Here is a 24,326-nt window from a genome sequence, read left to right on the forward strand (position 1 = left end):
TCTTCATAGTTCTCTCTTTTAGTTAGTTTTACTTCCCAAATATAAGCAATTTATGGAAAAGAGAAGCCTTTTTCGTCGATTTACTTTCTGATGCAACGAATGGCAAAGGCTTTTGTATCAATACCTGCATTAGATTCTTCAATGATATCCGTATCACTTTTCAGATAGAAAACCTTAGTATCGATAGCGGTATTCACATTATCCAGTGTCCAATATGCCAGATGTTTTTTCTCGTAATCAGTTTGAAAAGCCCCCACATACATTCCTACAGGTATTCCATTAAAACCGGATAAATTAGTTGCAGGCTGTACCTGTTCTCCCGCTTTCAAAGGTAACCAAGTACCTGATTTCAGCAAAGAAGCCTCTCCATTCAGATAGTCTTTTAAAATATTCCAGTCTTTCCAATCCGGTATACTCCAATGAATAGGTAGAATTTTATTAGAAAGTACTACATTAGCTGTATAAAAATAGTGTTCCGTAGCAGATTGCAGATATCCGACAACATTCGCTGTCACTGCATCCAGTCTGGGAAGTGCTTCACCGTCGACATAGGAAGATACCTCCAGATTATCCCGCATCCAATATTGAGTTCCGATCTTCACTAACGGATAATTATGAATGACTCCTCCACGTACATCACGAACGATATCTTCCAATGCCAAAACTGGTAGTATGTCATCTGCCATTGTAACGGATAAAGAAACGGTTCCGTCTGCCATCACATATACATTATTACGAATCGACAAAGTTCCGTCAACATAGGCCAATGAGTGATCTTCCATATTCCATGATATGCTTCCTCCATTCACTTTTCCAGATTTCCCTAGTAACTGTGCCACAACACCTTGAGATAAGTCCACACTACCATCTTTTTTCATCGGATAGGCAACGATTGCCTGCGAAGAAAATTCCGAAGTAACAAGATACTCCTTACATATTTCGGCTACTTGCTTTCCTGAATGTAACACTTTATACACATTCGACTTTTCAAAAGTCAACTTCGAAACATCTATGTATTTATGAAGCGTGACCGATTCTGTATGATCTATTTCGGTTCCGTCCCAATCTCCGATTTCCCCATTCACTTTACTCATTAATACATCTTCGGCTGATACAAACTTTATTTCCAATTCACGCTGCTTTCCACTTTTTAATTGTAAAGTAGATGGTAATAGACTGGTATATAATTTTCCTGCAGCTTCCAACGTTATGTATTGGTATCCTGGAGTCGCCTCCTGAGGTATCAGAATAAATTCTTTTCCTATCAGTCGACCATCTTTTATCTCCCATTCTCCTGCAGGAGTAATATCTTTCTCTTCGGAATAACCAGAGAAAGTCTTTTTCTGAAAATCATAACTCGTTTTAGTATAAAAGCCACTCACCGAAAGCGTAGGATTAACGGATAACATATCTTCCAGATTCTCCCCCTCTCCAGGAATAAGAACAATTTTCAGACGAAAAAACTGATGATTATAGGTCAGAGTGACCGCCTCCTTACTGGCTAACACCTCTTCTTTAGAAGCAATCAGGAAATCAGAATATGAATAATCGTCGGAAATATTTTGGATCGTCGCAACTGCCACCTGCATGGTACTTTCTCCTATCGCCACTCCACTCTTTTGATAAGGATAATAACTGATTAAATTCAATGTAACTCCATCATCCGGATAGAATACTGACTCGTTAGATTCAAACTCACCATTGGATGAACGTATGAAATGAAGATTATCCACATAACGTTCTTCTTGCATTGTAGTGGTTCCGGCAAGAGCAAACAGGCCGACTTCATCCCCTTCAGCAAAGTTATTATTTGCCATACGGGTACTAACTGACTCACGAATATCGGCAATAAATTTCAATGGAATATCTCCATTATTAACACTATCCTCCTCTTCCTCCGAAATATGGTTCACACAAGCACTAAGTAAGATAGAACAAAAAACAAGTAAACCCACGCCCCTTTGTAGATTATAAAATAGTTTCATCACATTTATTTTTTAATTTCCCAATAGAAACTTTTGATTGAACAGAAAGAATGGCATAAGAGGAAGTATTCGCTTTCGGTTATGGGATACTGAACAACACGTCTGTTGTACTGTGGAATCATCAATTTCAAGATATCATTTTGATGTCTTGAAAGCAAAAATATATAATTATATTAAGCCGAAGTATAATTCCTATAGGAAAATTTTACATTTTAAGTTAAAACACAAACAGCCAATGAGTTATAAACAAGTAGTCAAAAACCAAGTATTAAACTCTCACATTATTATATTAGGAGCCTACTAATTTCAGAAAGAATACCCCACTTCTATTCCGGCAATGTGTCTGCCTCGTGAAGATGCATATTGATAACAATAGAATGCATCCAACGACCAACGTTTGGCTAAAGCTATTTCCACTCCGGGACGATAACGCATACGACTGGCCCTCCAAAAAGAAACATCATCCAGACTCTGATAGATTTCAACAGAGAAATAGGGGGAAACAATTCCTTTTGTAGGAGCATAGGATAATTTCAAGCGGGAACGCAAACGAGTTTCAGAGTTGCCACGATCAAAAGTCTGCTGAAATCTTTCCCTTACAGCTACTTTCAACCATTGATAACGAAAACTGGCAGTAGCAGTTATATGATAGCGATGCCTGAATTTCCAGTCCGAGTCACCCAAATTCCGAAGATGGGTTTCATAGCCAACACCCAGATTCAAAAATGAATAGGGCCGGTAACTTCCACCAACAATAAGTCCCCAACGATCTAATTTACTCACATCATCTTTCATGCGCAATTCCAAATCACCTGAAACTGAAAACCGGGAATCTATTTTATGATTTACCTTGAATTTAGTCCATGTATTGAAATCGTCACTTTGTGCCCATGCAGAAAATGATATTCCAAGCAACAGCGCAAATAATAGCCAAGTCTTAGTATTTAATAATATTCTACTCATTGATTTTCGGGTTAAAGTAGCAAAGATAGTAAATTATTCTACGCAAAGAAAAAGCATGATACTGAAAAGATTCTGAAAAGATTATATTCGTATTCTGTCTAAATTCTCATTTGCATATTGTATCTTTGCGTAAGAAACTCTAAAATCATCGGATATGGACAACTTGATGCGTAAACTTCCTATTGGAATACAAACATTCGAAGGGATACGGAAGGAAAATTATCTTTATGTAGATAAAACAGCACTCGTATGGCGTATGGCTAACCTAGGAAAGCCATATTTTCTAAGCAGGCCGCGTCGCTTTGGTAAAAGCTTATTAATTTCTACATTCGATGCGTATTTTCAAGGAAAAAAAGAGCTATTCGATGGGTTGGCTATTGAACAATTAGAGACGAAATGGGAACAGCATCCGGTTTTACATCTTGATCTGAATGCAAAAAAATATGAAACGGCAGCAGATTTAATTGCAATGCTAAACCAATATTTAGAAAAATGGGAAGCTATTTATGGCGATGAGAAAAAAGACCGTAGCCCTGAAGAGCGCTTTAGTTATGTAATCGAACAAGCTTCCCTGAAAACGGGAAAAGGTGTCGTTGTATTGGTGGACGAATACGACAAACCGCTTCTGCAAGCTATTACCCGTCCAAAATTATTCGAAGAGTATCGCCAGACATTGAAAGCCTTTTATGGAGTATTGAAAAGTGCTGACGCATATCTCCGCTTTGTTTTCCTGACCGGAGTTACGAAGTTCTCTCAAGTCAGTGTATTCAGTGACTTAAATCAGTTGAATGACATTAGTCTCGACTATTCTTACGCCACACTTTGCGGTATCACCCGCGAAGAACTGAAAAGTACTTTCGAACCCGAAATTGAAACTTTCGGTCGCAAAAATCATCAGACTCCAGAAGAGGTAGTCACAGCAATGGAACGCAACTATGACGGCTATCATTTCCATCCGGATGGTGCAGGAGTATTCAATCCGTTCAGTGTGTTGAATGCTTTCAGCAAACTGGAGTTGGGTAGCTATTGGTTCCAAACTGGTACACCGACATTCTTGGTGGAACTGCTGCAAAAAAGTGAGTATGATCTCCGTACTTTATTAAATGGCATAGAAGCACCTGCATCTTCTTTTGCAGAATATAGAATGGATGCTAATAATCCCGTACCGCTGATTTATCAAAGTGGATATCTAACTATTAAGAATTATAACAGAGAGTTTCAAAACTATCTACTTGATTTTCCGAATGATGAAGTGCGCTACGGATTCATTAATTTCCTTGTTCCATTTTACACTCCAATGAAGAACAACGATCAGGGATTTTATATCGGAAAATTCGTTCAGGAATTACGCACAGGTGATTATGAGTCTTTCCTCACCCGCCTGGAGGCTTTCTTTGCCGATATTCCGTATGAATTGAATGACCAGACCGAACGTCACTATCAGGTTATCTTCTATCTCGTATTCAAACTGATGGGGCAATTCACGGAAGCGGAGGTACGCAGTAGCCGTGGACGCGCCGATGCTGTAGTTAAAACGCCGAAATATGTCTATGTGTTTGAGTTCAAATTAAATGGAACTGCAGAAGAAGCGATGAAACAGATTGATGAGAAAGGATATCTGATTCCTTATCAGAAAGACCATCGGGAAATAGTGAAAATTGGTGTGGAATTTGGTACGGAAACCCGTAATATCAATCGTTGGCTGACAGAGACAATATAAATATGATAAAAACATTTCGGGAAGAATCGTAGCTACGAACTTCCCGAATAAAATACAATACCATTGAAAATAAACATTTATTATCCTCTTTTGGAAACAAGTTTTTTTCAATCTAACTTAATATACCTGCTATGTCTAATATACGTGAAACTAATCCGTCTCTTTTGGTTTTGCATTCCAAACCAATAACGCAAAAAGTACCGACAGCAGAGCCGCACCAATCCAGAACCAATTGATATAGGTGAAATCATAAACATCGACTCCATTCTGAACCGTCTTTTGCCCCTCTATCAGAACACCACTCATTACATCCTGTAATCCGGCCCCAATATAACTGGCAATGCCGACTACCCCCAATGCTGCTCCCGACGCATTGCGGGGAGCAATATCGACTGCCATCAGGCCACCCAGAAAACAAATGAGAACTCCGATACCCAAACCGAAAAGAACCATGGCCAACACATCTATCCAGAAGTGTACACCGGGAACCAACAAGAACAGGCTAAGTGCAAGAACATTCATCAATCCGAAAATCAGGGCGGGAACATTTCGACGACCGCCAAATAACTTGTCAGAAATAACACCCGAAAATATGGTACCTACGATACCACAGACCGGACAGATGGAAATAATGAAGCTGGCATCCAACGTGGAATATCCTTTTTGCGCTTCCAGATAAAAAACACCCCAGCTATTGATAGCATAGCGACTGATATACATAAAAGCACTCGAAAGAGCCAGTATCCAGATAGCAGGCATCATCAATACCTGGCGTTGGGCTTTATTGAAGTCTGTCGTTTCCACCACACTCATCTCCTCTTTCTGTTTGGGAGCATTTACAGGAGGAAAGCCCTGACTCTCGGGAGTGTCATGGAAGAACTTCCACACAATTAAAGCACCAAGCAAACCAACAATACCGGCACCGAAGAAACCGTATCTCCATCCCAATACACTAACGATAGACGCAACAATTAGGAAGGTCAACGCCTCACCGATATTGTGGCTGGCAGACCAAAATCCGTAATAGGAACCTCGTTCTTTGTCCGTGAACCAACGGGAAAGTCCCACTACACAAGAAGCAGCACCCATAGACTGAAACCAGCCACTAATCCCCCAAAGGAGAGCAAACAGAATAAAAGAATGGGTAAAACCCAGGCACAGATTCACTAAAGCAGTTACCAGTAAACCGGTAGTCATAAAGCGGTTGATATTGCTACGGTCGGCCAGAAAACCATTCGTAAATTTTCCAAGGGCGTAAGTAAAGAACAATACCGAACCGATAATTCCCAGTTCTGTTTCGGAGAAAATTCCTTCATCTACGATGGGCTTCTTCACGACATTCAGGCTAAGACGACAAACATAGTACATGCCGTAACCGAAAGTGGCTGAAAGGAAAGTAGACCATTTCAGGTATTTCAGACGACGGGCATCGGAATGAAGATGTTGTGAGCCGGATGAAGACAAAACTTCCCCGTTACAAGGTCTCGGTGAAGAGACCTTGTAAAAGTTTATAAGTTGTTTCAACATGAAAAAGTCTATTTAGTCGTGAAGTTTCTTTTTGCGCAGATACTCCAATAAGAGGGCAGGACGGTCAGTTTGAATTAATTTGGCTCCCTGATTAATGATCCATCCCCAGCTTTCATCCGGTTGATGAAGTTCTACTGCACAGTCGTCATCATGACCACCACATAATTCGGGCCAAAGAGAGTTTATAAACAACTTAGAACCCGTATCACGCACTTTTTTTATCAGGTTAAGCACCTCAGGACTATCATTATCAAACACTAACTCATAAGCAGCAGGCTTCATGTGAGTCTTGTAACTGTCAATAATAGCTTCGGCTCCTTTTTTATGCAACTGTACAATAGGCATAAAAATCACTTTATCCAATACAGCACCGTTTTCGGCTTTCACTTGTTCATAAGGAAGGCCAGCTTTGATAACACACTGGTCAACCGTTCCCGTCTTTTCGAGTACAATATAAGCTTCCTGAAAATAATCATACCCCTTATCAATATTTACCATGATCTTACCTTTGCAGAGCAACATCACTTCTTCCAATGTAGGAATCTGATGTCTTGTCTTACAAGCTACTCCATTTTTAAGACGCATTGCTTTCAATTCGGCCAATGTATAATCTTCCACCAGTCCTTTTCCAGACATGGTACGATTGATCGTTTTATCATGCATCACTACTAAATGTCCATCTTTGGTTCGTTTCAAATCGATCTCCACCATATCGACACCCATATCAATGCAATTCTGTATACCTTGCAATGAGTTTTCCGGGGCATTACGCCAGTCAGCCCGGTGGGATACAACCAATATTTTATCTGGATGATTTCCCAGCAGATTTTCTCTGATTTCAGCTATTCTATTTTGAGCAACAGCCAGTTGCACCAAACACAGAAGAAGTATGAAGTTACATATCCGTTTCATAAGTTCAAGCATTAAGAATTTTAATTCAGTTTATTGTTTTTCCAGACTAGTTTTTCTCCCCACATTGGTACGTAAGTCTGTTCACAGTTAATCTTCGAAGCCCGTTCGAGTGCCATATCCAATGACCATCTTGATTCATCAACACCTGCATGAGCCAGTTCCAAGATATGTGATAACAAGACATAATCGGGCTCCACCTGTCCCGCACCTGAACCCAGAATATTATTTTCGGTCAGAGCATTGGAAGCATAACGCGGTATCAAAACATTCACATGAGAAGCCAGATTCGTATATTGTTCCGGTTTATAGTTAGAGTCTCCTACATGCATAAAAACGAAATTACCGGTATCTTCCCCACAATCGATCGAAAACACAGTCACAAAATTAGATAACCCGGCATTGTTATGGTCAGTGATACAGGTTTTAATCTTGATTTTTCCAATTTCATAATCTTTATCCCCCTTTGCAGTATAAGGATATGTCGTGTCTTTCAAATAGTTGGATAACACCGGTTTACCTAAATCAAACATAGCCTGGATAAGATCATTACTATAATGATCGGAGTGCTTGTGTGTAACACAGAGAAAATCAATATAAGGTGCCAGCTCTTTCGCCCAACGATGAGATATGTCAATAGCAAAACACCCTGACGGAGTCTTAACCACATACCCCATATTATAGAGTGCCCAAATCTCTGCCGTACCATTTTCCACTTTTGAGTTTTTAACTCCATCCATCACGCGGTCAAATGCGCTCCGATAAAAATAGATAATAGGATCACACTTTTCCATACTTGTACTTGCCTGGTCGAAACCATTCAGATAACTGATGAAATAATCATTTTTACATTTATCCGCATACCCCTGAATTTTGGTCAAAGTAGCAGTGCGTCCGGCATTGACAATCAAAGGAGAAGAACTCCACAACTGTTGTGCTGTGGCATCCACGTCCTCTGCCAATTGAGTAAGGATTCCTTCATGACCTGTTTCGATACTGTTGTTGTCATCATCATCGCAAGCAACAAAACCTATTGCCAAAAGGCAAAACAGTAAATATTGAATTTTTCTTATTATATCCATCTTATTTCAGTGTTTTATAATCATTAATTATTTTATTGAAAGTTTCAACGACCCGTTCCGGTGTTGGACGTGTATCATGGCTTTCATGATCTTTAGTCGCTTCATACATGAAAACTCCTTCATAACCGACTCCTTCGAGTGCGTGCATTAACTTTTCCCACTTAATATCGCCTTGCGTAGGAAGCCAGTGGCACTCGTTGACAAAATCAAAATCCGAAGCATGTATGGTGCCAATACGTTCACCAATGGTTTCTACAAAATGTTCCGTCGTTCCTTTTGTATAATGATTGGTATCAAAACAAACCTTCACACCGGGAATATCTTTGATAATCTCCCAAAGTTCTTCAGGAGTATTTCCCAGACAAGTCCGCGGCAGATTCTCTATACATAACTGTACTCCTATCTGATCCGCATACTTCTTCAGATAAGCGATAGACCTGGAAGCATTGGCTATTCTTTGTGCCCGAATACTGTCGTCAATCGGTTCGGAACTTGGATGCAGGACTAAACATTTCGGCTGAAATTGAGCGCACTGTCCGATCATCTCCGCCATAAAATCTACATTTTCTTTCCTTTTCTTTTCATCGAGAACCGATATATCCAGTGTTCGGGAAAAAGGAAGATGTATAGACCAGACTTTGATACCGGCACTATCAATTTTTGCTTTCATATCCCGAACACGAGGAATGACCTCATTTGCCGGAACGCCTCTATAACACTGGTTAAATGCAACTTCCACATACTCTAGCCCCACAGACCGAGCTTGAGAAAAGTCTGTGGAAGCAGGTACTTTCCACAAAGCTGTAGTCGTACCTACTTTATATTTCTGTGCATATAAACCTATTGTCATCGCTATAAATAAGATAAAAACAGAAACTCTCATGATTGTTTACTTTTGACGGTTTGTACCTTGAATATCACCACCACGAATACTCCAGGAGCCTGTCTCCAAAGTTCTATTAATATCAAATGCTTTGACGGAACCAATTTCACTAGTTCCGATCGTTCCGCAATAAAGCCGTTTGTCCGGACCAATAGTAACAGCTGTCATGACTTGTTGTCCTACAGTTTCTTCAAAAACGATGTTTCCATTAGTGATATCAAGTCCCAACACTTTGTTATTCGATTGAGTACCTATATAAAGAATACCATCCGTGCTCAAGGCACCTCCACTGTAATTCAAATTGTTGCCTACCTTTTTCTCCCAGATTTTAGATCCGCTAGAATTTACCGCATGAACCGTCTGTGAATTTTTCTCCGTAAAGTAGATATTACCATTTTTATCTACAATCGGGAAATAGGCATCCCCTTTCGTTGTCGGATACGTCCATTTCTTTGTCCCGTTTGTCATATCGACAGCAACAAGTCCGCCTCCTTTCAACGTCGCATAAAGCATATTACCATTCAACGCAAAAACTCCCCGTTCTGTAACTTTATTATCTCCCTCTAATGTCCAAAGCGGTTCACCCTTTGAGTTGAAGGCATAAATAGTTGCATTCGTACCAGCGTAAACATTGCCCTTTTTATCAAGGACAACAGCACCTCCCGTGTCACCATCTAACTGTTTTTGCCATTTGATACTGCCCTGATTAGCTACATCAAGTGCATACAATATGCTTTTATTAGTCAGACAATAAAGGATACCATCTGCAGACAATGCAGGGAAAGCTCCTATTACGCCATCCAATTTAACCGCCCATTTTTGTTTACCATTAGTAGGGGCTATTGCATATACATTATTTACGGAAGCATTACTCACACACTGATAAATAGTGCCATCAGAACCGACTAACGCACCTCCACCATACGTTATCTGACTGATAGCAAACACCCATTTGAATTCACCGCTCACTACATCAATAGCAAATAAATGCCCTGCAGGAGTAGATGTTGGAATGTACATTGTTTTTCCATCCGGAGAGAACACCGGATTGGAAGTCTTTACATATCCGGTAAGTCCGCCAAAGTTCAAATCGACAGAATTCCATTTATAATTGCCGACTGTAACAGCCAGACTACCCGACTCGGTTGTGTTATTTACATAAGTCACCGTAACAGCTACTGTATAAGTTCCGGTAGTAGCAAATGCATGTACAGGATTGTTTTCTCCTGATGTCGTACCATCACCAAAATCCCAGCTTACCGATTTCACTTCACCTGCCATAAAATACATATCGTTATAAGCAAAGGCGCAAGGTTCCCACACGACCAGTTCCGTATTGGCAAGAATAGGATAGATCAATCCCGGAGTAGCTGAAGTTTCCACTGGAATAGAATTGCCCGTAGGATAAACACAAACTACGTTGAACGTATATTCCTGATCGTTAGTCAACCCGTCAACAATGTATTCTTCCAATGAAGTATCATCCAGATTGATAATCTGATTGCCCGGATTAACAGTAACCTGATAACGGGTAAAACGTTCACTGGCAGGTTTTGTCCATCTCAAACGCACTCTTTCATTGCCGGCTGCTGCCGTCAGATCAGAAATCGGGTATCTCGCATTCTTCGGCGTACAAGCAGCAGTCGTTTTACTAGCCAATCCTCCTGTATAACGAGGCTGTACAGAAAAAGTGTAAGCAACGTCATTCACCAGATTATTGATTGTGGCAGTCATTGTTTTTGCATCCACAGTCATCTCACCTCCTTCCGCGTCTGACGATCCGGAAGTCCAAAGAATCAAATATTCATTAGGCCGGGCATTTTCGTATGCCTCCCAAGCAAGAGTCACATTCATATCTCCGGCTGTTGCCGTAAGTGACTTCAGTTCATATAAATCGAAATTCGCTTTTGGCAGCTCTTCTTCACAAGCAGTAAAAACTACTGTGAGAATAAACAACAAGCTATATATTATTTTTTTCATTGTCTGAATTCTTTTAGTTTAACCCTATTAATATCCCGTATTCTGCCACAACAATTCTGTGTTGTTTATTCTTTCCAATTCCGTTTTGGGAATAGGATACAGGAATTGGTAATCCTGAATAATATGTCCTTCTGCTTTCATGGCTTCCTTAGCACCTCCCATACGTACCAAATCGAACCAACGCTGTCCCTCATAAGGAAATTCCTGTTGACGTTCCAGCATAATCGCACTACGGAAACTATCCTGGTCGGGTAACTCTGTAATCAAAATCGGAGACAATCCGGCACGGGTATGTACGGCATTCAAAGCAACCAAGGCTTCTGAATTCTGCAAATTACTATAGCTTATTTCATTCAAAGCTTCTGCGTACATCAACAATACATCGGCATAACGGAGAATAATCTGGTCGTTACCAACAGTGTTATAAGTCGCGCTCTTGATATCTTTAAATTTATTCATGACACAGACCTTATCTTCCACCTTTACATAAGTAATCAAATCTTTCCGCTTATCCCCGTCTTTATAACATTCTTTCAGTGCCTTTGTCTGATTGGTATCGTCGGTCAGGTTAATAATAGAGAACCAGTATCCATGCCCTTCTCCTTCCACATCCTTATTAAAGCGAACAGCAAAAATGATCTCATCATTCATTTTATTATTTACATCAAAAACCCGGTCCGGAGTAGTCATCAGAGAATACTTACCTATCAATTGAGATAACACATTTCGAGCTTCCGTCCATTTATGGAAAGTGAGGTAAATCTTGCCGAGCAGTGCCATTGCAGCACCGGAAGTCACTCGTCCCATATCGGTACTTGTATAAGAAGACGGCAACATACTTTCATTAATAACCTGATTCAAATCACCGACAAGGAAATCATAAACCTGCTGGTCTGAACTACGTCCGATTTTCAGAGCTTCGGCCACTGTTACCACCTTATTAGTCATAGGTATTCCTCCCCACAGACGGTACATATTAAAATAGGTAAGTGCACGAATGAAAAGGGCTTCTCCTTTATATTGTTTTTTCAGAGTAGCGTCAAAGTTGGCTTCATCAATCCTATCTAATATAAGATTACAACGATAAACTCCATTATTAAAATTCGCCCAAGCATCTTCCAGAATGCCGTTAGAAGCTTTATCTGCAAACTGGTCGATATCATAACGGTCCTGCGTTCCGGCAGTAGGTGCGCTCAATGTCAAATTATCACTCCGATATTCGCAGCACTCCGTAAAATAGGAAACCTGTGTCTGCAATTTAGAGTAACATCCCATCACAGCTACATTAAAATCGTCTGCTGTCTTATATACCTTATCGGTAGGCACACTGCTACTTGGTTCCAAATCGAAGAAACTATCTGTACAGGCAACTGATAGAAAAGCAGTTGACAAGAATAGTATTAGTTTATATTTTTTCATACAACGTGTATTTTAAAGGATGATTAAAGAGTTATATTCAATCCAAATAAGAATGTTTTAGCCAATGGATAAGTACCATAATCCTCACCTGGTGAAAGAGAATTAGACGGCCGGGCATTCACTTCCGGATTATATCCACTATAATTAGTTGAAGTCCAGAGATTTTGTCCGGAAACGTATACTCTCAACTTTTCTACAAAAAAGCGCTGGGTCAGATTCTTCGGCAGAGTATATCCCAGTGTCACATTCTGCAACCGCAGATAAGAACCATCTTCCAAATGCCAGGTTGACGTACGTCCATTATAACCTTTTGATTTACGATTGGCACGATTCACCTGACCGTTTCCCGGATCTTCCGGACTCTTCCAACGATTCAAGGCGATGGTAGTACCATTGGTATTGCCTTCCAGATTATCAATGTAACGGCGATTCAAGTTCAGAATCTCATTACCATACACTCCCTGAAAATTGAAATCAAGATCAAATCCCTTAAACCACACTTTTCCCCCGAATCCATAGGTGAAATCAGGCATATAGTTACCTACTATCGTACGGTCTTTATCCAAGTCCATCACACCGTCTCCATCTACATCCACAAACCGGAAATCTCCGGGCTTGGTATTGCTGAAATGAGGATATTTCTTCAGTTCTTCTTCATTGGAGAAAATACCATCCTGCACCAACAGATAATAACAGCCGATAGGTTCACCAACTTTCGTTATGTAATACGCATGATCTACGCTACCGGTAGATATGATAGGAGCATTACCCGGACCGAGCGCCTTTACTTCGTTTGTATTCGTAGCATAATTGGCATTGAATGAATAACCGAAATCTTTCGTTATATTCTTCTGCGAGGTCAATGCTATTTCCCATCCCCTGTTGTTTACTTTACCGATATTCATCAATGCAGTGCTATATCCGGTCAGATGAGGAACAGGTACGTTCAACAACATATTAGAAGTGTTGGTATTATAATAATCCACAGTCAGTCCCAGTAATCCTTTGAACATTTGTAAATCAAGACCCACATTCACCATCGCATTCTTTTCCCAACTCAAATCCTCATTCTTTATAGTACTTGGCTTATATCCATTCACCAACTGCCCATTGCCTGTACCGAGTATATAGTTATCGGAAGCCATCAGAGACAGGTGGTCATAATTACCAATCTGGAAATTACCGGTAACCCCATAACTGGCTCTAAGTTTCAAGTCATCAACAAATGACAGGAATTTTGCTTTCGTGAAAAAGTCTTCTCCACTTATTCTCCATGCAAAAGAAGCAGAAGGAAAATATCCCCAACGGTTGTTTTTTCCGAAACGGGAAGAACCGTCTGCACGAATGGCTGCTGAAGCCATATACTTACCTTTATAGCTATACTGTACACGTGCCAGATAAGAAGCAATTGTCCACTGTGTTTTATCAGATGCACCTTTCGTCACCGTACCTCCGGAAATCGTTTGTATGTAGTCATTCGGGAAATCGGTAGCCGTCACATTATCACCTTTATATGTTTCTTTTTGAGCCGATTGTACTAAAACGACATTGATAGAATGAGCATCCTTGATGGTCGTATTATAATTGATTTTATTCTCAACCAACCAGTTGAAGTAAAAACCGGATGAACTGTATGCAGTAGGATTCGACTTCACATCATAATATTTCTGTCCCAACAATGGAAGTTCCGATGAACGGTATTGATCGTTATGCGAACCGTAATAATCACCACCAAAAGAAATGTTATAGGTAAGCCCTTTATATAACTCCAATTCCGCAAAGACTTTTCCCACAATAGCCATACGGTCTACAACATCCGATTGGAGGTTTGCCATGGCTACCGGATTTAATACGGCATTGTGCTGATAGTCATTCCCAATTCTCCAATATCCGTTTCCCTGATAGTTATAGCTTCCATCCGCATTATACACCGGCCATACCGGAGGCATCATCAAGGCTGATTGCACAATACCATTGGACCCGGAAGCATCTACCCGGTTGGAAGTAGAATAAGAAGGAGAAAAATTCAGACCGAATTTCAGTCTTTTATATTTCCCGTCCAAATTCATACGCATACTATATTTCTTAAAATCGGAATTAATGATAATACCTTCTTTATCATAATAGTTGGCTGAAATAAAATAACCGACTGTTTTTCCTCTGCCGGAAATAGATACATTGTGGCTGGTAGTAGCAGCAGTACGGAATATAGCGTCTTGCCAGTCCGTATCGGTCAGTCCTTTGTCCCCATTCAGATAAGGAAAGAGTTCGGTGGGGATACGTTCCCATGAGTTGGGACGCATTCCATTCGGATCGTCCGGTGATCCACCGGGATTGGCATCCAGATAGGCGTTGTCATGCCCATCTTTTGCAAATTCGGCAAACTGATATGCATTCATCATTGAAAGTTTCTTCGAAACACTCTGGATACCATAATATCCATCATACTGCACTTTCATTTTCTCCGACTGCCCCTGTTTGGTTGTGATAATAATTACACCATTCGATCCGCGGCTACCATAAATAGCTGCCGAAGAAGCATCTTTCAAGACTTCTACAGATTCAACATCATTATTATTCAGATTGGCAAATCCACGTTCCACCGGTACACCGTCGATAATATAGAGAGGATCACTACCTGCATTCACTGTGCTGATACCACGAACACGGATACTTACGCTTCCTTCCGGATCACCACTAGGTTGCGTAACCTGTACTCCCGGCATTTTTCCCGCCAACGCCTGACGAAAATCGGAAGCAGAAACTTCTGCTATTTGTTCGGCTTTCACGGAAGAAATAGAAGTAGAAACATCTCTTTTTCTCTGAACACCATAGCCTACCACGACTACTTCATCGATCATCTTACTATCTTCCACCAACGTGATTTTTGCCGTATTCTTATCTTTTGCAGAGATATTCACCGTTTTATAGCCGATATAAGAAATAGTCAGTGTGGCAGATTCCGGTACATTCATGATTGAATAACGTCCGTCGATATCGGTAATGGTACCACTGCCTTCTCCTTTAATCTGAACACTGGCACCAATCACCGGTTCTCCTTTATCATCTGCAACAATTCCCTGGATAGTGCGTGTACGTTGAACTGTTTCTTCCTTTTTAAGCGGCTGTTTGCTGACAGCAATTGTATGATCGGTCCTATTGAAATAAAGTTTGGCCTGGGTGGTTATCTCCCCCAGAATCTGTTTTAATGAAGCATTTTTAATGTCGAAAGAAACTCTCGGAGCTTTGTTCACTGTCTCCTGGTCATAGAGAAATTTAAAATTAGTCTGTTTGCTGATTTTATTGAAAACACTTTCTACCGGCTCATTTTGCACGCGAAGCGTTATATCATGCTCTTTCAATGTTTGAGCAGCAGCCGGAACAATTAAAATGAAGGTGAATAGTAAAAAAGCTAAAAACGAACAGCTATTTTTACTTATCCCTTTACAAATAAGAAGATTATTCATAAATTTGTGCGTTTTAGTAATTGACTAAAGTTATTAAAAACAAGCAATACGCGATACGTTATTCATTTGGGTCGAAGCTTATGAATATCCGTCCGGATTGCGGATAGGGGCATTCCTTTGGAGTGCTTCTATCATTTTAGGGGGTTCATGAAGGGGCTGTTTTCATCTATTATTCTTTTAAAGGTTGAACATTATCTTTTCTTCATCTCATTCTTTATAAAGAAGGACATTAATACCTTCTTTCTTATATTTGATATCACCGCTGATAAATTCGATGGATTTAAGTACGGCCTCCAGACTCTTATTATCGTGCTCACCGGTAATCAAGTTGTTGAAATCCTGACCGGGAGCAAAAGTAATCCGGCAATTATATACACGCTCCAGTTCTTTTGCCACATCCCGAATCGGTGTACTGTAGAAACGTAAACCTCCTTTCATCCAGACAGCCACTCCCCTGTCTTCTGTTTTCTTGCTATATTCACCGGAAACCGTATTGATAAGCACTTGCTCTTTTGCGGTCAGCCTCATCATCGCTTCCGGTAAATCAACCTGTACTTTACCACTCTCCACACTCACAGATACAATCTCATCCGTTGAATAGGACTTGACATCAAAACGAGTACCCAATACCCGAACATCCAGCCGCTTCGTCTTTACAACAAATGGCATCTTTTCATTACGGGCAACACGGAAATATCCCTCACCTTCAAGTTCTATTTCACGGCTATCTCCCACAAAACGTTCCGGATAACGCACTTGAGAACAAGAATTCAATACCAAAAGAGTTCCATCCGGCAAAGTCACTTGCCTTTTTTCACCAAAAGAAGTGGTGACTTCAGCAAGCGTGACCTGCTGTTCATTCATATACCGGAAAAAGTTGACACTTCCTATTATAATGGCTATGACAGCCGCCGTACTAACCGCCACCACAGACGCCCGGCGGAACCAGGTACGTTTTTTGTGTTCGATACGTTTCAATAACTGACGTGCCTCTCTCTTATATTTTTCCCGTTCCAAATCAGTAGCAGGTTGCAAGTTCCCGGATTCTTCCCAAACCTCTGCTGCCAGTTCATCCAATAAATCTTGGTTTTCTGTTTCTTTTATGCTTTGCAAAAATTGCGAAGCCTCTTCCCGGGTATAAAGGTCATCCAGGTAACGATGCAATTTATCTTTTTCTGTTTTAGTATCTTTCATCATACATTCAAAATAAGGATATTAATTTCCTTCCCTTTGTATAAGTAATACACAAAAGTAAGAAAGAGCTAGGGTGTAATTAACATTTATTATAAGTTTAAACAAAATAGAATCAAAAGTATATCAGCTGATGTACTTGAATATTTAGTCAGATAAGAACGAATCACTTTCAGAGAAACAGAAATATGTTCCTGCACCGTATGAACAGAGACACCCAACGCTTCGGCTATTTCTTTATGAGACATCTGTAACTCACGGCTCATTTTGAACACTTCCCGTTGGCGGGGTGTCAATTGTTCCAATGCACGGGCAACAATCTCTTTCAAATCATTGAGCAAAATATGGTTATTGGTCTCGTTTGTTGAATCGATCGCTTGAGAAAGAATCTGTTCTTTCAACTGATCTTCATTAGCCATGTCACGCAACTGATTCAGAATACGATTACGTACGATAGTATAAAGGTAGGAAGAAAAAGAGGCTTCGGGATTGATGAAACGACGAGTTTGCCAGACTACCGTAAATGCATCCTGAAAAATATCTTCAGCAAATTCACGCGACTTGACGAACTTCAGGGCGAAGTAGAGCAAACGATTCTTGTAAGCGGCATAAAGTTCGCAAAAGGCCTCTTCATCTCCGTCTATCAGACGGAGAACCAATTCCCGTTCATTTACAAGAGTGTCTGTTGCGTACATATTTTCTTTATTTTTGGGCACAAAGGTATTGTTATGATGTTACAAACGTATGTATTTTTTCTGAAATAAAAAAATAAAAGCGCTCTCACCGAAAAGATGAGAGCGCTTTTATTTCATTTATCATTCAAGACTGTGTCTTATCGAAGATTTTAATTTTTCCCTTTCTTATAATTCTCCAATCCGGTCTGCAAGAATTCGATATACTTAGGAATATCTTCGTTATAGGCATACGACTTATTCAACGGTTTGCCCTGATTGTCCAATAATACATAGAAAGGCTGGGCGTTGGCTCCGAATTTCACACGTTGCAGATAACTCCATTTATCGCCGACAGTACGCAAAGTACGTTCTGTACCGTTCTCGATTATCTTTACGGGCTCGGTCAACGGAGTCTTATTATCCACATAGAGAGTAATCAGTACATAATCGTTATTAATCAAATCACTCACTTTCGGATCAGTCCACACCGCTGCTTCCATCTTACGACAGTTTACGCAACCATATCCGGTAAAGTCAAGCATAACGGGTTTTCCGTTCAGACGGGCATATTCCATGCCTAAATCATAATCATCGAATTTCGCATGTACCTCGTTCTTATACAAATTGAAGTCTTGCGTCTGCATAGGCGGAGCAAATGCAGATACAGCCTTCAATGGTGCTCCCCACAAACCGGGAACCATATATACGGCAAACGCTAAAGAGATTAATGCCATAAAGAAGCGGGTGACTCCCACCTTATTATCATCGTCATCATGCGGAAATTTGATCTTACCCAACAGATAGAATCCAAGCAAAGCAAAGATTACAATCCACAGAGCCAGGAATGTTTCGCGGTCAAGCAGTCTCCAACCGTAAGCCAAGTCAGCTACCGACAAGAATTTAAGCGCAAACGCCAATTCGAGGAAACCCAGCGTTACTTTGATTACATTCATCCATCCACCGGACTTCGGCATAGATTTCAGCCAAGACGGGAACAGGGCAAAAAGTGTAAATGGCAATGCCAAAGCAATGGCAAATCCTAACATACCAATTGCCGGAGCAACCACACTTCCTGTGGTAGATACCTGTACCAGCAGAAATCCGATAATCGGACCTGTACAAGAGAAAGATACCAATGAAAGCGTGAAAGCCATCAGGAAAATACTTAGTAATCCGGTCGTAGATTCTGCTTTGCTATCTACTGCGTTTCCCCATTTCGAAGGTAGTCTGATTTCAAACGCTCCAAAGAATGAAGCGGCAAAAATCACCAACATCAGGAAGAAGAGAATGTTGAAAATAGCATTGGTAGATAAAGCGTTTAATGCGCTGGCACCGAAAATCAACGTGATAGCCAAACCTAATGCCACATAAATCACGACGATAGATGCACCATACGTCCACGCATCACGAATTCCTTTCTTTTTGTCTTTACTGCGTTTCAGGAAAAAGCTGACTGTCATCGGAATAATCGGCCACACACACGGAGTGAATAAAGCCAATAATCCTCCAAGGAACCCTGTAATGAATATATATATCCAGGACATATCCTCCTGCCCGTGCTCCTCGCCTAATGCTTGCAGATCACTGATAACGGGTTTCCAAAGTTCACTAGAGGCAACTGCCGGCTGAATATCCGTGGCTGCTTCCGTTGTAGTTGCAGGCACCAGCTCCATCATAGCAGATGAGTCTTTCGAAGCAACAGAAGTTGCCTCTTCTTTCTTATCTGCCTTATCCACTACTTTTTGTTCCGGTTGTTCAGTTTTCGATTGTTCTGTTTTCGTTGCGGCAGCATTTCCGGCTTTTGCTACTCCCGAAAACTTGAATGGCACTTGAGTAGGAGGCAGACAACTCTCGTCATCACAGGCTCCGTACTCCAGATAACCTTCTATTGCGTAAGCTCCACCCGTAAATTTCACTTTCTGCACAAACTTTGCCGTATTCTCGAAATAACGTACCTTCATTTCGAACAATTTATCGAAAGTAGCTACTTCTTTGCCCACAGGCTTCAGTTTACCGACAAGCTCGACACCCGATTTATTATCAACATTAAATGTTGCAGAAATAGGACCGCCATCTCCCAGGTCGGTAGAATAAACATGCCAACCTTTATCAATGGCAGCCGTAAACACCACCTCTGCCTCCGCATCGGAGAGAGGTGTCAGTTCTGTTTTAAACTTTACCGGATCTTTGATCTGCGCTTGCAATGCATATACAACAAAGCTTAAAAGCAGGAAAGAAATTATTTTTCTCATCTTTATTTTTGGGGTTTATAATTCATAGTCTACGCATGCACGGCTTTCTTTCGTATCAGCCAGGATCTTGCCGGCAGCTACGTGGTCGGGATGTGTTGCGTAGAATTTCACATCTTCTAGTGTATCAAACTCACTGTAAAGCGCAATATTCCATGTTTCACCGGGATTCATATTCAATCCGACTTCCACTTTGCGAATGACAGAGATTTTAGCAGGAAGAGCTTCTATCGCTTCCTTGAATTTAGTCATGACTACCAGTTTCTCTTCAGCAGGAACTTCGTCTTTTAACTTAAATAATACAATGTGTTTTACCATTACGTTGTTATTTTAATGAATTGTTTCTATATTTGTCTTGTTAATGCAATCATCGCATTAATAGTAATGCAAAAATACTCTATTTGGTTCAAATATACATTTAAAGAGATGTTAATTATAGGAATAGCAGGCGGAACAGGCTCCGGAAAGACCACCGTCGTACGGAAAATTATAGAAAGTCTCCCCGCAGGGGAAGTAGTACTCTTACCACAGGATTCATACTACAAAGACAGTAGTCATGTCCCGGTTGAAGAACGCCAGAATATCAATTTTGACCATCCCGATGCTTTTGAATGGAGCCTACTATCCAAACATGTCATGATGCTGAAAGAAGGAAATAGCATTGAACAGCCTACCTATTCTTATCTCACTTGCACACGCCAGCCCGAAACGATTCATATCGAACCTCGTGAAGTGGTTATCATTGAAGGAATCCTTGCTTTATGTGATAAAAAGCTACGCAATATGATGGACCTTAAAATCTTTGTAGATGCCGATCCCGACGAACGCCTGATACGTGTTATCCAAAGAGATGTTATTGAGCGCGGACGTACTGCCGAAGCTGTAATGGAACGCTACACACGGGTTTTAAAGCCTATGCACCTGCAATTTATCGAACCTTGCAAACGATATGCCGACCTTATTGTACCGGAAGGCGGCAGTAATAAGGTAGCTATTGATATACTGACTATGTACATCAAGAAACACTTGAAGAGTTGAGAGTGGAGAGTTGAGAGTTAAAAGCAAAATGTCAGGTATGAATGTCAAGACACTGATTATCCCTTTATTCCTCGTATTGTTCTGTTGTGTGTTCGGATGCCGGAACAAACAACATAGTACAACGGATGAATCCGCACGTGATCTTCCACAAATAAAAGATAGTGGCGAACTCGTTGTATTGACATTGTATAGCTCTACTTCCTATTTTATTTACCGGGGACAGGAAATGGGATTCCAGTATGAACTTAGCGAGCAGTTTGCCAAAAGTCTGGGACTAAAGCTTAGGATTGAAGTTGCCAAAAGCGTTGACGAGATGATTCAAAAATTGCTGGCAGGCGAAGGAGATATGATTGCCTATAATCTGCCTATCACCAAAGAGTGGAAAGACAGTCTGCTTTATTGTGGTGAAGATGTCATCACCCATCAAGTAATCGTTCAGCAAGGAAGAGGAAAGCAGAAGCCATTAAAAGACGTAACCGAACTGGTAGGAAAAGATATATATGTAAAACCGGGAAAGTATTACGACCGCCTCGTCAATCTGAACAGCGAATTAGGAGGAGGCATCCGGATTCATGAAGTTACCAATGACAGTACTACCATCGAGGACTTGATAACGCAAGTGGCGCAAGGAAAAATCCCGTATACAGTAGCCGACAATGACCTGGCAAAATTAAATAAGACCTATTATCCTAATTTAAATATCGATCTGTCTATCAGTTTCGATCAACGGTCTTCGTGGGCAGTACGAAAAGACAGTCCCGAACTGGCAGCCGCCGCTACTAAATGGCATCAGGAAAATATGACCTCTCCTGCCTACACAGCCAGTATGAAACGTTATTTTGAGAATAGTAAAATGATGCCCCACTCTCCTATCCTTTCATTGAAAGAGGGGAAAATATCTCATTATGATGATTTATTCAGAAAGTATTCCAAAGATATCGGATGGGATTGGCGTATGCTGGCGTCACTAGCCTATACAGAATCTAATTTCGATACCACCGCTGTTTCCTGGGCCGGCGCTAAAGGACTGATGCAGTTAATGCCTGCCACCGCCCGGGCAATGGGAGTACCTCCCGGCAAGGAGCAGAATCCGGAGGAAAGTGTGAAAGCGGCTATTAAATATATCGCCGCCACCGACCGCAGTTTCAGTATGATTCCCGACAAACAGGAACGACTCAACTTCATTCTAGCATCTTATAATGCCGGCTTAGGACATATATACGATGCCATAGCGCTAGCCGAAAAATACGGAAAGAACAAACTGGTATGGAAAGACAATGTAGAAAACTTCATCCTGCTCAAAAGCAATGAAGAATACTTTACCGACCCTGTCTGCAAAAACGGGTATTTCCGTGGTATCGAGACTTACAATTTCGTCCGTGATATCATGTCGCGCTACGAATCCTACAAGAAGAAAATAAAAGCATGATTAATATTAAGTATCAAGTATTAAGTATTAATCGTGGCCTTTGAGGCGCTTATCCACATGGCGTAATACTTAATACTTGATACTTACTTAATACTTATTTTTTGGTTACTAAGCTGATTACGATGATGGCTAATACAGATAATGGTAAGGCAAACAATATCGGATCAATCACAGGGAAAGGATAAGTGGTAATCAATACATCCCGTCCAAATAATGCTTTGCAGATACCTAATGCTGCAGATTCTTTCTGATGAAGAAATACAAGGGCAAACAGGCTACCGATTGTTCCGACCCAAAGACTTGCCATGACACCCTGCTTAGTAGCTTTCTTCCAATATAAAGCACAGAAATAGGCTGGAAGGAAAGCTGCAGCACAAATCCCCATAAAGATAGAAGTTCCACGGGCGATAATATCATGAGGCAACATATAGCAAATAATGTAGCTGACCAGAATAGAGAACAATACTCCCAAACGAATCACGTTGGTCAGTTTATTCCGCGAACGGGGTTTATAAGTTCCATAGATATCAGAACCTACCGAAGCCCCCATTGTATGGAACTGCGAGCTTAGTGTAGACATACTGGCCGAAAGGATACATAACATAAACAGTGCGGCAAACCAGTCGGGCATCGCTTTATTAATAAAATATGGAATAATCTTATCGATGTCCTGCACTACTTCGGTAGCAACCGCTCCTTCTGTTTTCAGGAAGAAAAGGTTACTCAAAGCTCCGGCATGATAGATAGCTCCTACTGTTATAATCAAAAAGAAACAACCGATAAATACACCGCGGTTTAATTGTTTGCTACTTTCCACAGTCATAAAACGAACCACTAGCTGGGGTTGCGCAAGACATCCGATTCCTACTCCTAAAATAAGGGAAGTAACAAGTGAGTACCATTGTGGTGAACCTGTAACAGGCATTGCAGTCCATCCCTGATGTCCCAATGCTTTAAATTTTTCCGGGACTAACGGAGCAATAGCAGTCAACTCTTTATTCGCCTCGGTAAAACCCATACCGAGCACCTGGTATAAAGAGAATAATAGAAACAGCATGCAACCGAACATGATTACTGCCTGCAAAGCATCTGTATACATGACTCCTTTCATACCGCCTGCAATAACATAAGCGGCTATGACCAATGTAAATATCAACAAAGAGATATTGAAATCAATCTGAAAGATCTGTTCTATAAATACAGCTCCACCTTTCATCACAACTGCTGCATAAAGCGGCATTCCGATGAAAATAACAGCAGCAATAAATACCTGTATATTACGGGAACGAAAATGGCGCCCTAATAATTGAGGAAAAGTGCTCACATTCAGCTTTGCTCCCATACGCCGGGTGCGCAAACCGAAAAAGATGAAAGCAATGACAACTCCGATAAACATATTCAGGAAACAGAGCCATTGAATCCCCATTCCGAAAGCCGCCGCCACTCCTCCAAAACCTACAATAGCCGATGCGGAGATAAACGTAGCACCGTAAGAAAGTGCCATAACAATAGGATTCATCTGACGTCCGCCTACCAGATAGTCGCTGGTATTCGTTGTTTTCTTATATCCCAGGAAGCCGAGGTAAGCAAGTGACAGGAGATATCCTATCACAATCAAGCCGAGTGTAAATGTATTCATCGAGTTTCGTCTTTTTCGTCGTCCTTATTCCAATACTTCAGCCCAAACCAGGCAGCAAAGATCACACATACCACTGAAAGAAGGTAAGGCAGAATTATAAAAGGGTCGTCTATTCCAAACATTTGCGTATCAGATTTTAATTAGCGTTGCAAATGTAAGGAAATTATTGAA

18 protein-coding genes are annotated in these 24,326 nt (G+C 40.8%); 3 read left to right on the forward strand and 15 right to left on the reverse strand.

The features are described from left to right. Window positions 1-80 precede the first annotated feature (80 nt). Both ACT8YW_RS12165 and ACT8YW_RS12170 read right to left on the reverse strand, forming a co-directional pair. The gene (locus ACT8YW_RS12165) at window positions 81-1,985 is read right to left on the reverse strand and encodes a fimbrillin family protein (protein WP_444105193.1); all 1,905 of its coding nucleotides are present in this window, start codon (window positions 1,983-1,985) and stop codon (window positions 81-83) included. Between the two features lie 306 nt (window positions 1,986-2,291). Continuing rightward, window positions 2,292-2,948 carry a DUF2490 domain-containing protein gene (locus ACT8YW_RS12170; RefSeq protein WP_444105195.1) on the reverse strand — a complete coding sequence of 219 codons (657 nt, stop codon included), beginning with the start codon at window positions 2,946-2,948 and terminating at the stop codon, window positions 2,292-2,294. A gap of 154 nt (window positions 2,949-3,102) precedes the next feature. Here ACT8YW_RS12170 and ACT8YW_RS12175 point away from each other — a divergent pair, with 154 nt between their 5' ends. Further along, complete coding sequence (locus ACT8YW_RS12175) at window positions 3,103-4,668, forward strand: ATP-binding protein (RefSeq protein WP_444105197.1); 1,566 nt, start codon at window positions 3,103-3,105, stop codon at window positions 4,666-4,668. A gap of 150 nt (window positions 4,669-4,818) precedes the next feature. Here the strand turns inward: ACT8YW_RS12175 and ACT8YW_RS12180 are convergent, their stop codons facing one another. From ACT8YW_RS12180 to ACT8YW_RS12230, 11 genes are all read right to left on the reverse strand, one after another. Then, entirely contained in the window at window positions 4,819-6,195 is a 1,377-nt protein-coding gene (locus ACT8YW_RS12180) for an MFS transporter (RefSeq protein ID WP_444105198.1), read from the reverse strand. Window positions 6,196-6,207: 12 nt separating this feature from the next. Further along, entirely contained in the window at window positions 6,208-7,107 is a 900-nt protein-coding gene (locus ACT8YW_RS12185) for a glycerophosphodiester phosphodiesterase family protein (RefSeq protein WP_444105200.1), read from the reverse strand. Between the two features lie 20 nt (window positions 7,108-7,127). Then, window positions 7,128-8,186 carry an MBL fold metallo-hydrolase gene (locus ACT8YW_RS12190; RefSeq protein WP_444105202.1) on the reverse strand — a complete coding sequence of 353 codons (1,059 nt, stop codon included), beginning with the start codon at window positions 8,184-8,186 and terminating at the stop codon, window positions 7,128-7,130. Between the two features lies 1 nt (window position 8,187). Beyond that, window positions 8,188-9,069, reverse strand: coding sequence for a sugar phosphate isomerase/epimerase family protein (locus ACT8YW_RS12195; RefSeq protein ID WP_444105204.1), 882 nt, complete (start codon window positions 9,067-9,069; stop codon window positions 8,188-8,190). A gap of 6 nt (window positions 9,070-9,075) precedes the next feature. After that, window positions 9,076-11,049 (reverse strand): outer membrane protein assembly factor BamB family protein, encoded by a 1,974-nt coding sequence (locus ACT8YW_RS12200; RefSeq protein WP_444105206.1) that lies wholly within the window; start codon window positions 11,047-11,049, stop codon window positions 9,076-9,078. A 27-nt stretch (window positions 11,050-11,076) separates the two neighbouring features. Further along, on the reverse strand, window positions 11,077-12,468 hold the full coding sequence (locus ACT8YW_RS12205; RefSeq protein ID WP_444105208.1) for a RagB/SusD family nutrient uptake outer membrane protein: 1,392 nt from the start codon (window positions 12,466-12,468) through the stop codon (window positions 11,077-11,079). Window positions 12,469-12,491: 23 nt separating this feature from the next. Then, window positions 12,492-15,935 (reverse strand): TonB-dependent receptor, encoded by a 3,444-nt coding sequence (locus ACT8YW_RS12210; RefSeq protein ID WP_444105210.1) that lies wholly within the window; start codon window positions 15,933-15,935, stop codon window positions 12,492-12,494. A 207-nt stretch (window positions 15,936-16,142) separates the two neighbouring features. Further along, entirely contained in the window at window positions 16,143-17,132 is a 990-nt protein-coding gene (locus tag ACT8YW_RS12215; RefSeq protein ID WP_242397326.1) for a FecR family protein, read from the reverse strand. Window positions 17,133-17,218: 86 nt separating this feature from the next. Then, window positions 17,219-17,821: an RNA polymerase sigma-70 factor gene (locus ACT8YW_RS12220; RefSeq protein WP_009040891.1), complete on the reverse strand. Its 603-nt coding sequence runs from the start codon at window positions 17,819-17,821 to the stop codon at window positions 17,219-17,221. A 149-nt stretch (window positions 17,822-17,970) separates the two neighbouring features. Beyond that, window positions 17,971-20,052, reverse strand: a complete 2,082-nt coding sequence (locus ACT8YW_RS12225) for a cytochrome c biogenesis protein CcdA (protein ID WP_444105213.1) — start codon at window positions 20,050-20,052, stop codon at window positions 17,971-17,973. Between the two features lie 15 nt (window positions 20,053-20,067). Then, a complete protein-coding gene (locus tag ACT8YW_RS12230; RefSeq protein WP_065538283.1) occupies window positions 20,068-20,367 on the reverse strand; it encodes a Dabb family protein in 300 nt (99 codons plus the stop codon). 108 nt (window positions 20,368-20,475) lie between these two features. Between ACT8YW_RS12230 and udk the strand changes: the two genes are divergently transcribed. Together udk and ACT8YW_RS12240 are read left to right on the forward strand one after the other, a co-directional pair. Then, on the forward strand, window positions 20,476-21,087 hold the full coding sequence (gene udk, locus ACT8YW_RS12235; RefSeq protein WP_032811070.1) for a uridine kinase: 612 nt from the start codon (window positions 20,476-20,478) through the stop codon (window positions 21,085-21,087). 37 nt (window positions 21,088-21,124) lie between these two features. After that, entirely contained in the window at window positions 21,125-22,516 is a 1,392-nt protein-coding gene (locus tag ACT8YW_RS12240) for a transglycosylase SLT domain-containing protein (RefSeq protein ID WP_444105226.1), read from the forward strand. A 94-nt stretch (window positions 22,517-22,610) separates the two neighbouring features. Here the strand turns inward: ACT8YW_RS12240 and ACT8YW_RS12245 are convergent, their stop codons facing one another. Both ACT8YW_RS12245 and ACT8YW_RS12250 read right to left on the reverse strand, forming a co-directional pair. Beyond that, entirely contained in the window at window positions 22,611-24,155 is a 1,545-nt protein-coding gene (locus tag ACT8YW_RS12245) for a sodium:solute symporter family protein (RefSeq protein ID WP_151928211.1), read from the reverse strand. Further along, window positions 24,152-24,277, reverse strand: coding sequence for a symporter small accessory protein (locus tag ACT8YW_RS12250; protein ID WP_004296931.1), 126 nt, complete (start codon window positions 24,275-24,277; stop codon window positions 24,152-24,154). The genes ACT8YW_RS12245 and ACT8YW_RS12250 overlap by 4 nt, the downstream gene beginning before the upstream one ends. Window positions 24,278-24,326 lie beyond the last annotated feature (49 nt).

The sequence above is a fragment of the Bacteroides sp. genome (genome assembly GCF_052357945.1).
Classification (GTDB): domain Bacteria; phylum Bacteroidota; class Bacteroidia; order Bacteroidales; family Bacteroidaceae; genus Bacteroides.

Bases quoted from the DNA above. Each gene is read 5' to 3' on its own strand.
- ACT8YW_RS12210 (WP_444105210.1), bottom strand. From the start codon at position 15,935: ATGAATAATCTTCTTATTTGTAAAGGGATAAGTAAAAATAGCTGTTCG.
- ACT8YW_RS12205 (WP_444105208.1), bottom strand. From the start codon at position 12,468: ATGAAAAAATATAAACTAATACTATTCTTGTCAACTGCTTTTCTATCA.
- ACT8YW_RS12175 (WP_444105197.1), top strand. From the start codon at position 3,103: ATGGACAACTTGATGCGTAAACTTCCTATTGGAATACAAACATTCGAA.
- ACT8YW_RS12190 (WP_444105202.1), bottom strand. From the start codon at position 8,186: ATGGATATAATAAGAAAAATTCAATATTTACTGTTTTGCCTTTTGGCA.
- ACT8YW_RS12225 (WP_444105213.1), bottom strand. From the start codon at position 20,052: ATGAGAAAAATAATTTCTTTCCTGCTTTTAAGCTTTGTTGTATATGCA.
- ACT8YW_RS12250 (WP_004296931.1), bottom strand. From the start codon at position 24,277: ATGTTTGGAATAGACGACCCTTTTATAATTCTGCCTTACCTTCTTTCA.
- ACT8YW_RS12165 (WP_444105193.1), bottom strand. From the start codon at position 1,985: ATGAAACTATTTTATAATCTACAAAGGGGCGTGGGTTTACTTGTTTTT.
- ACT8YW_RS12195 (WP_444105204.1), bottom strand. From the start codon at position 9,069: ATGAGAGTTTCTGTTTTTATCTTATTTATAGCGATGACAATAGGTTTA.
- ACT8YW_RS12215 (WP_242397326.1), bottom strand. From the start codon at position 17,132: ATGATGAAAGATACTAAAACAGAAAAAGATAAATTGCATCGTTACCTG.
- udk (WP_032811070.1), top strand. From the start codon at position 20,476: ATGTTAATTATAGGAATAGCAGGCGGAACAGGCTCCGGAAAGACCACC.
- ACT8YW_RS12230 (WP_065538283.1), bottom strand. From the start codon at position 20,367: ATGGTAAAACACATTGTATTATTTAAGTTAAAAGACGAAGTTCCTGCT.
- ACT8YW_RS12240 (WP_444105226.1), top strand. From the start codon at position 21,125: ATGAATGTCAAGACACTGATTATCCCTTTATTCCTCGTATTGTTCTGT.
- ACT8YW_RS12170 (WP_444105195.1), bottom strand. From the start codon at position 2,948: ATGAGTAGAATATTATTAAATACTAAGACTTGGCTATTATTTGCGCTG.
- ACT8YW_RS12185 (WP_444105200.1), bottom strand. From the start codon at position 7,107: ATGAAACGGATATGTAACTTCATACTTCTTCTGTGTTTGGTGCAACTG.
- ACT8YW_RS12220 (WP_009040891.1), bottom strand. From the start codon at position 17,821: ATGTACGCAACAGACACTCTTGTAAATGAACGGGAATTGGTTCTCCGT.
- ACT8YW_RS12245 (WP_151928211.1), bottom strand. From the start codon at position 24,155: ATGAATACATTTACACTCGGCTTGATTGTGATAGGATATCTCCTGTCA.
- ACT8YW_RS12180 (WP_444105198.1), bottom strand. From the start codon at position 6,195: ATGTTGAAACAACTTATAAACTTTTACAAGGTCTCTTCACCGAGACCT.
- ACT8YW_RS12200 (WP_444105206.1), bottom strand. From the start codon at position 11,049: ATGAAAAAAATAATATATAGCTTGTTGTTTATTCTCACAGTAGTTTTT.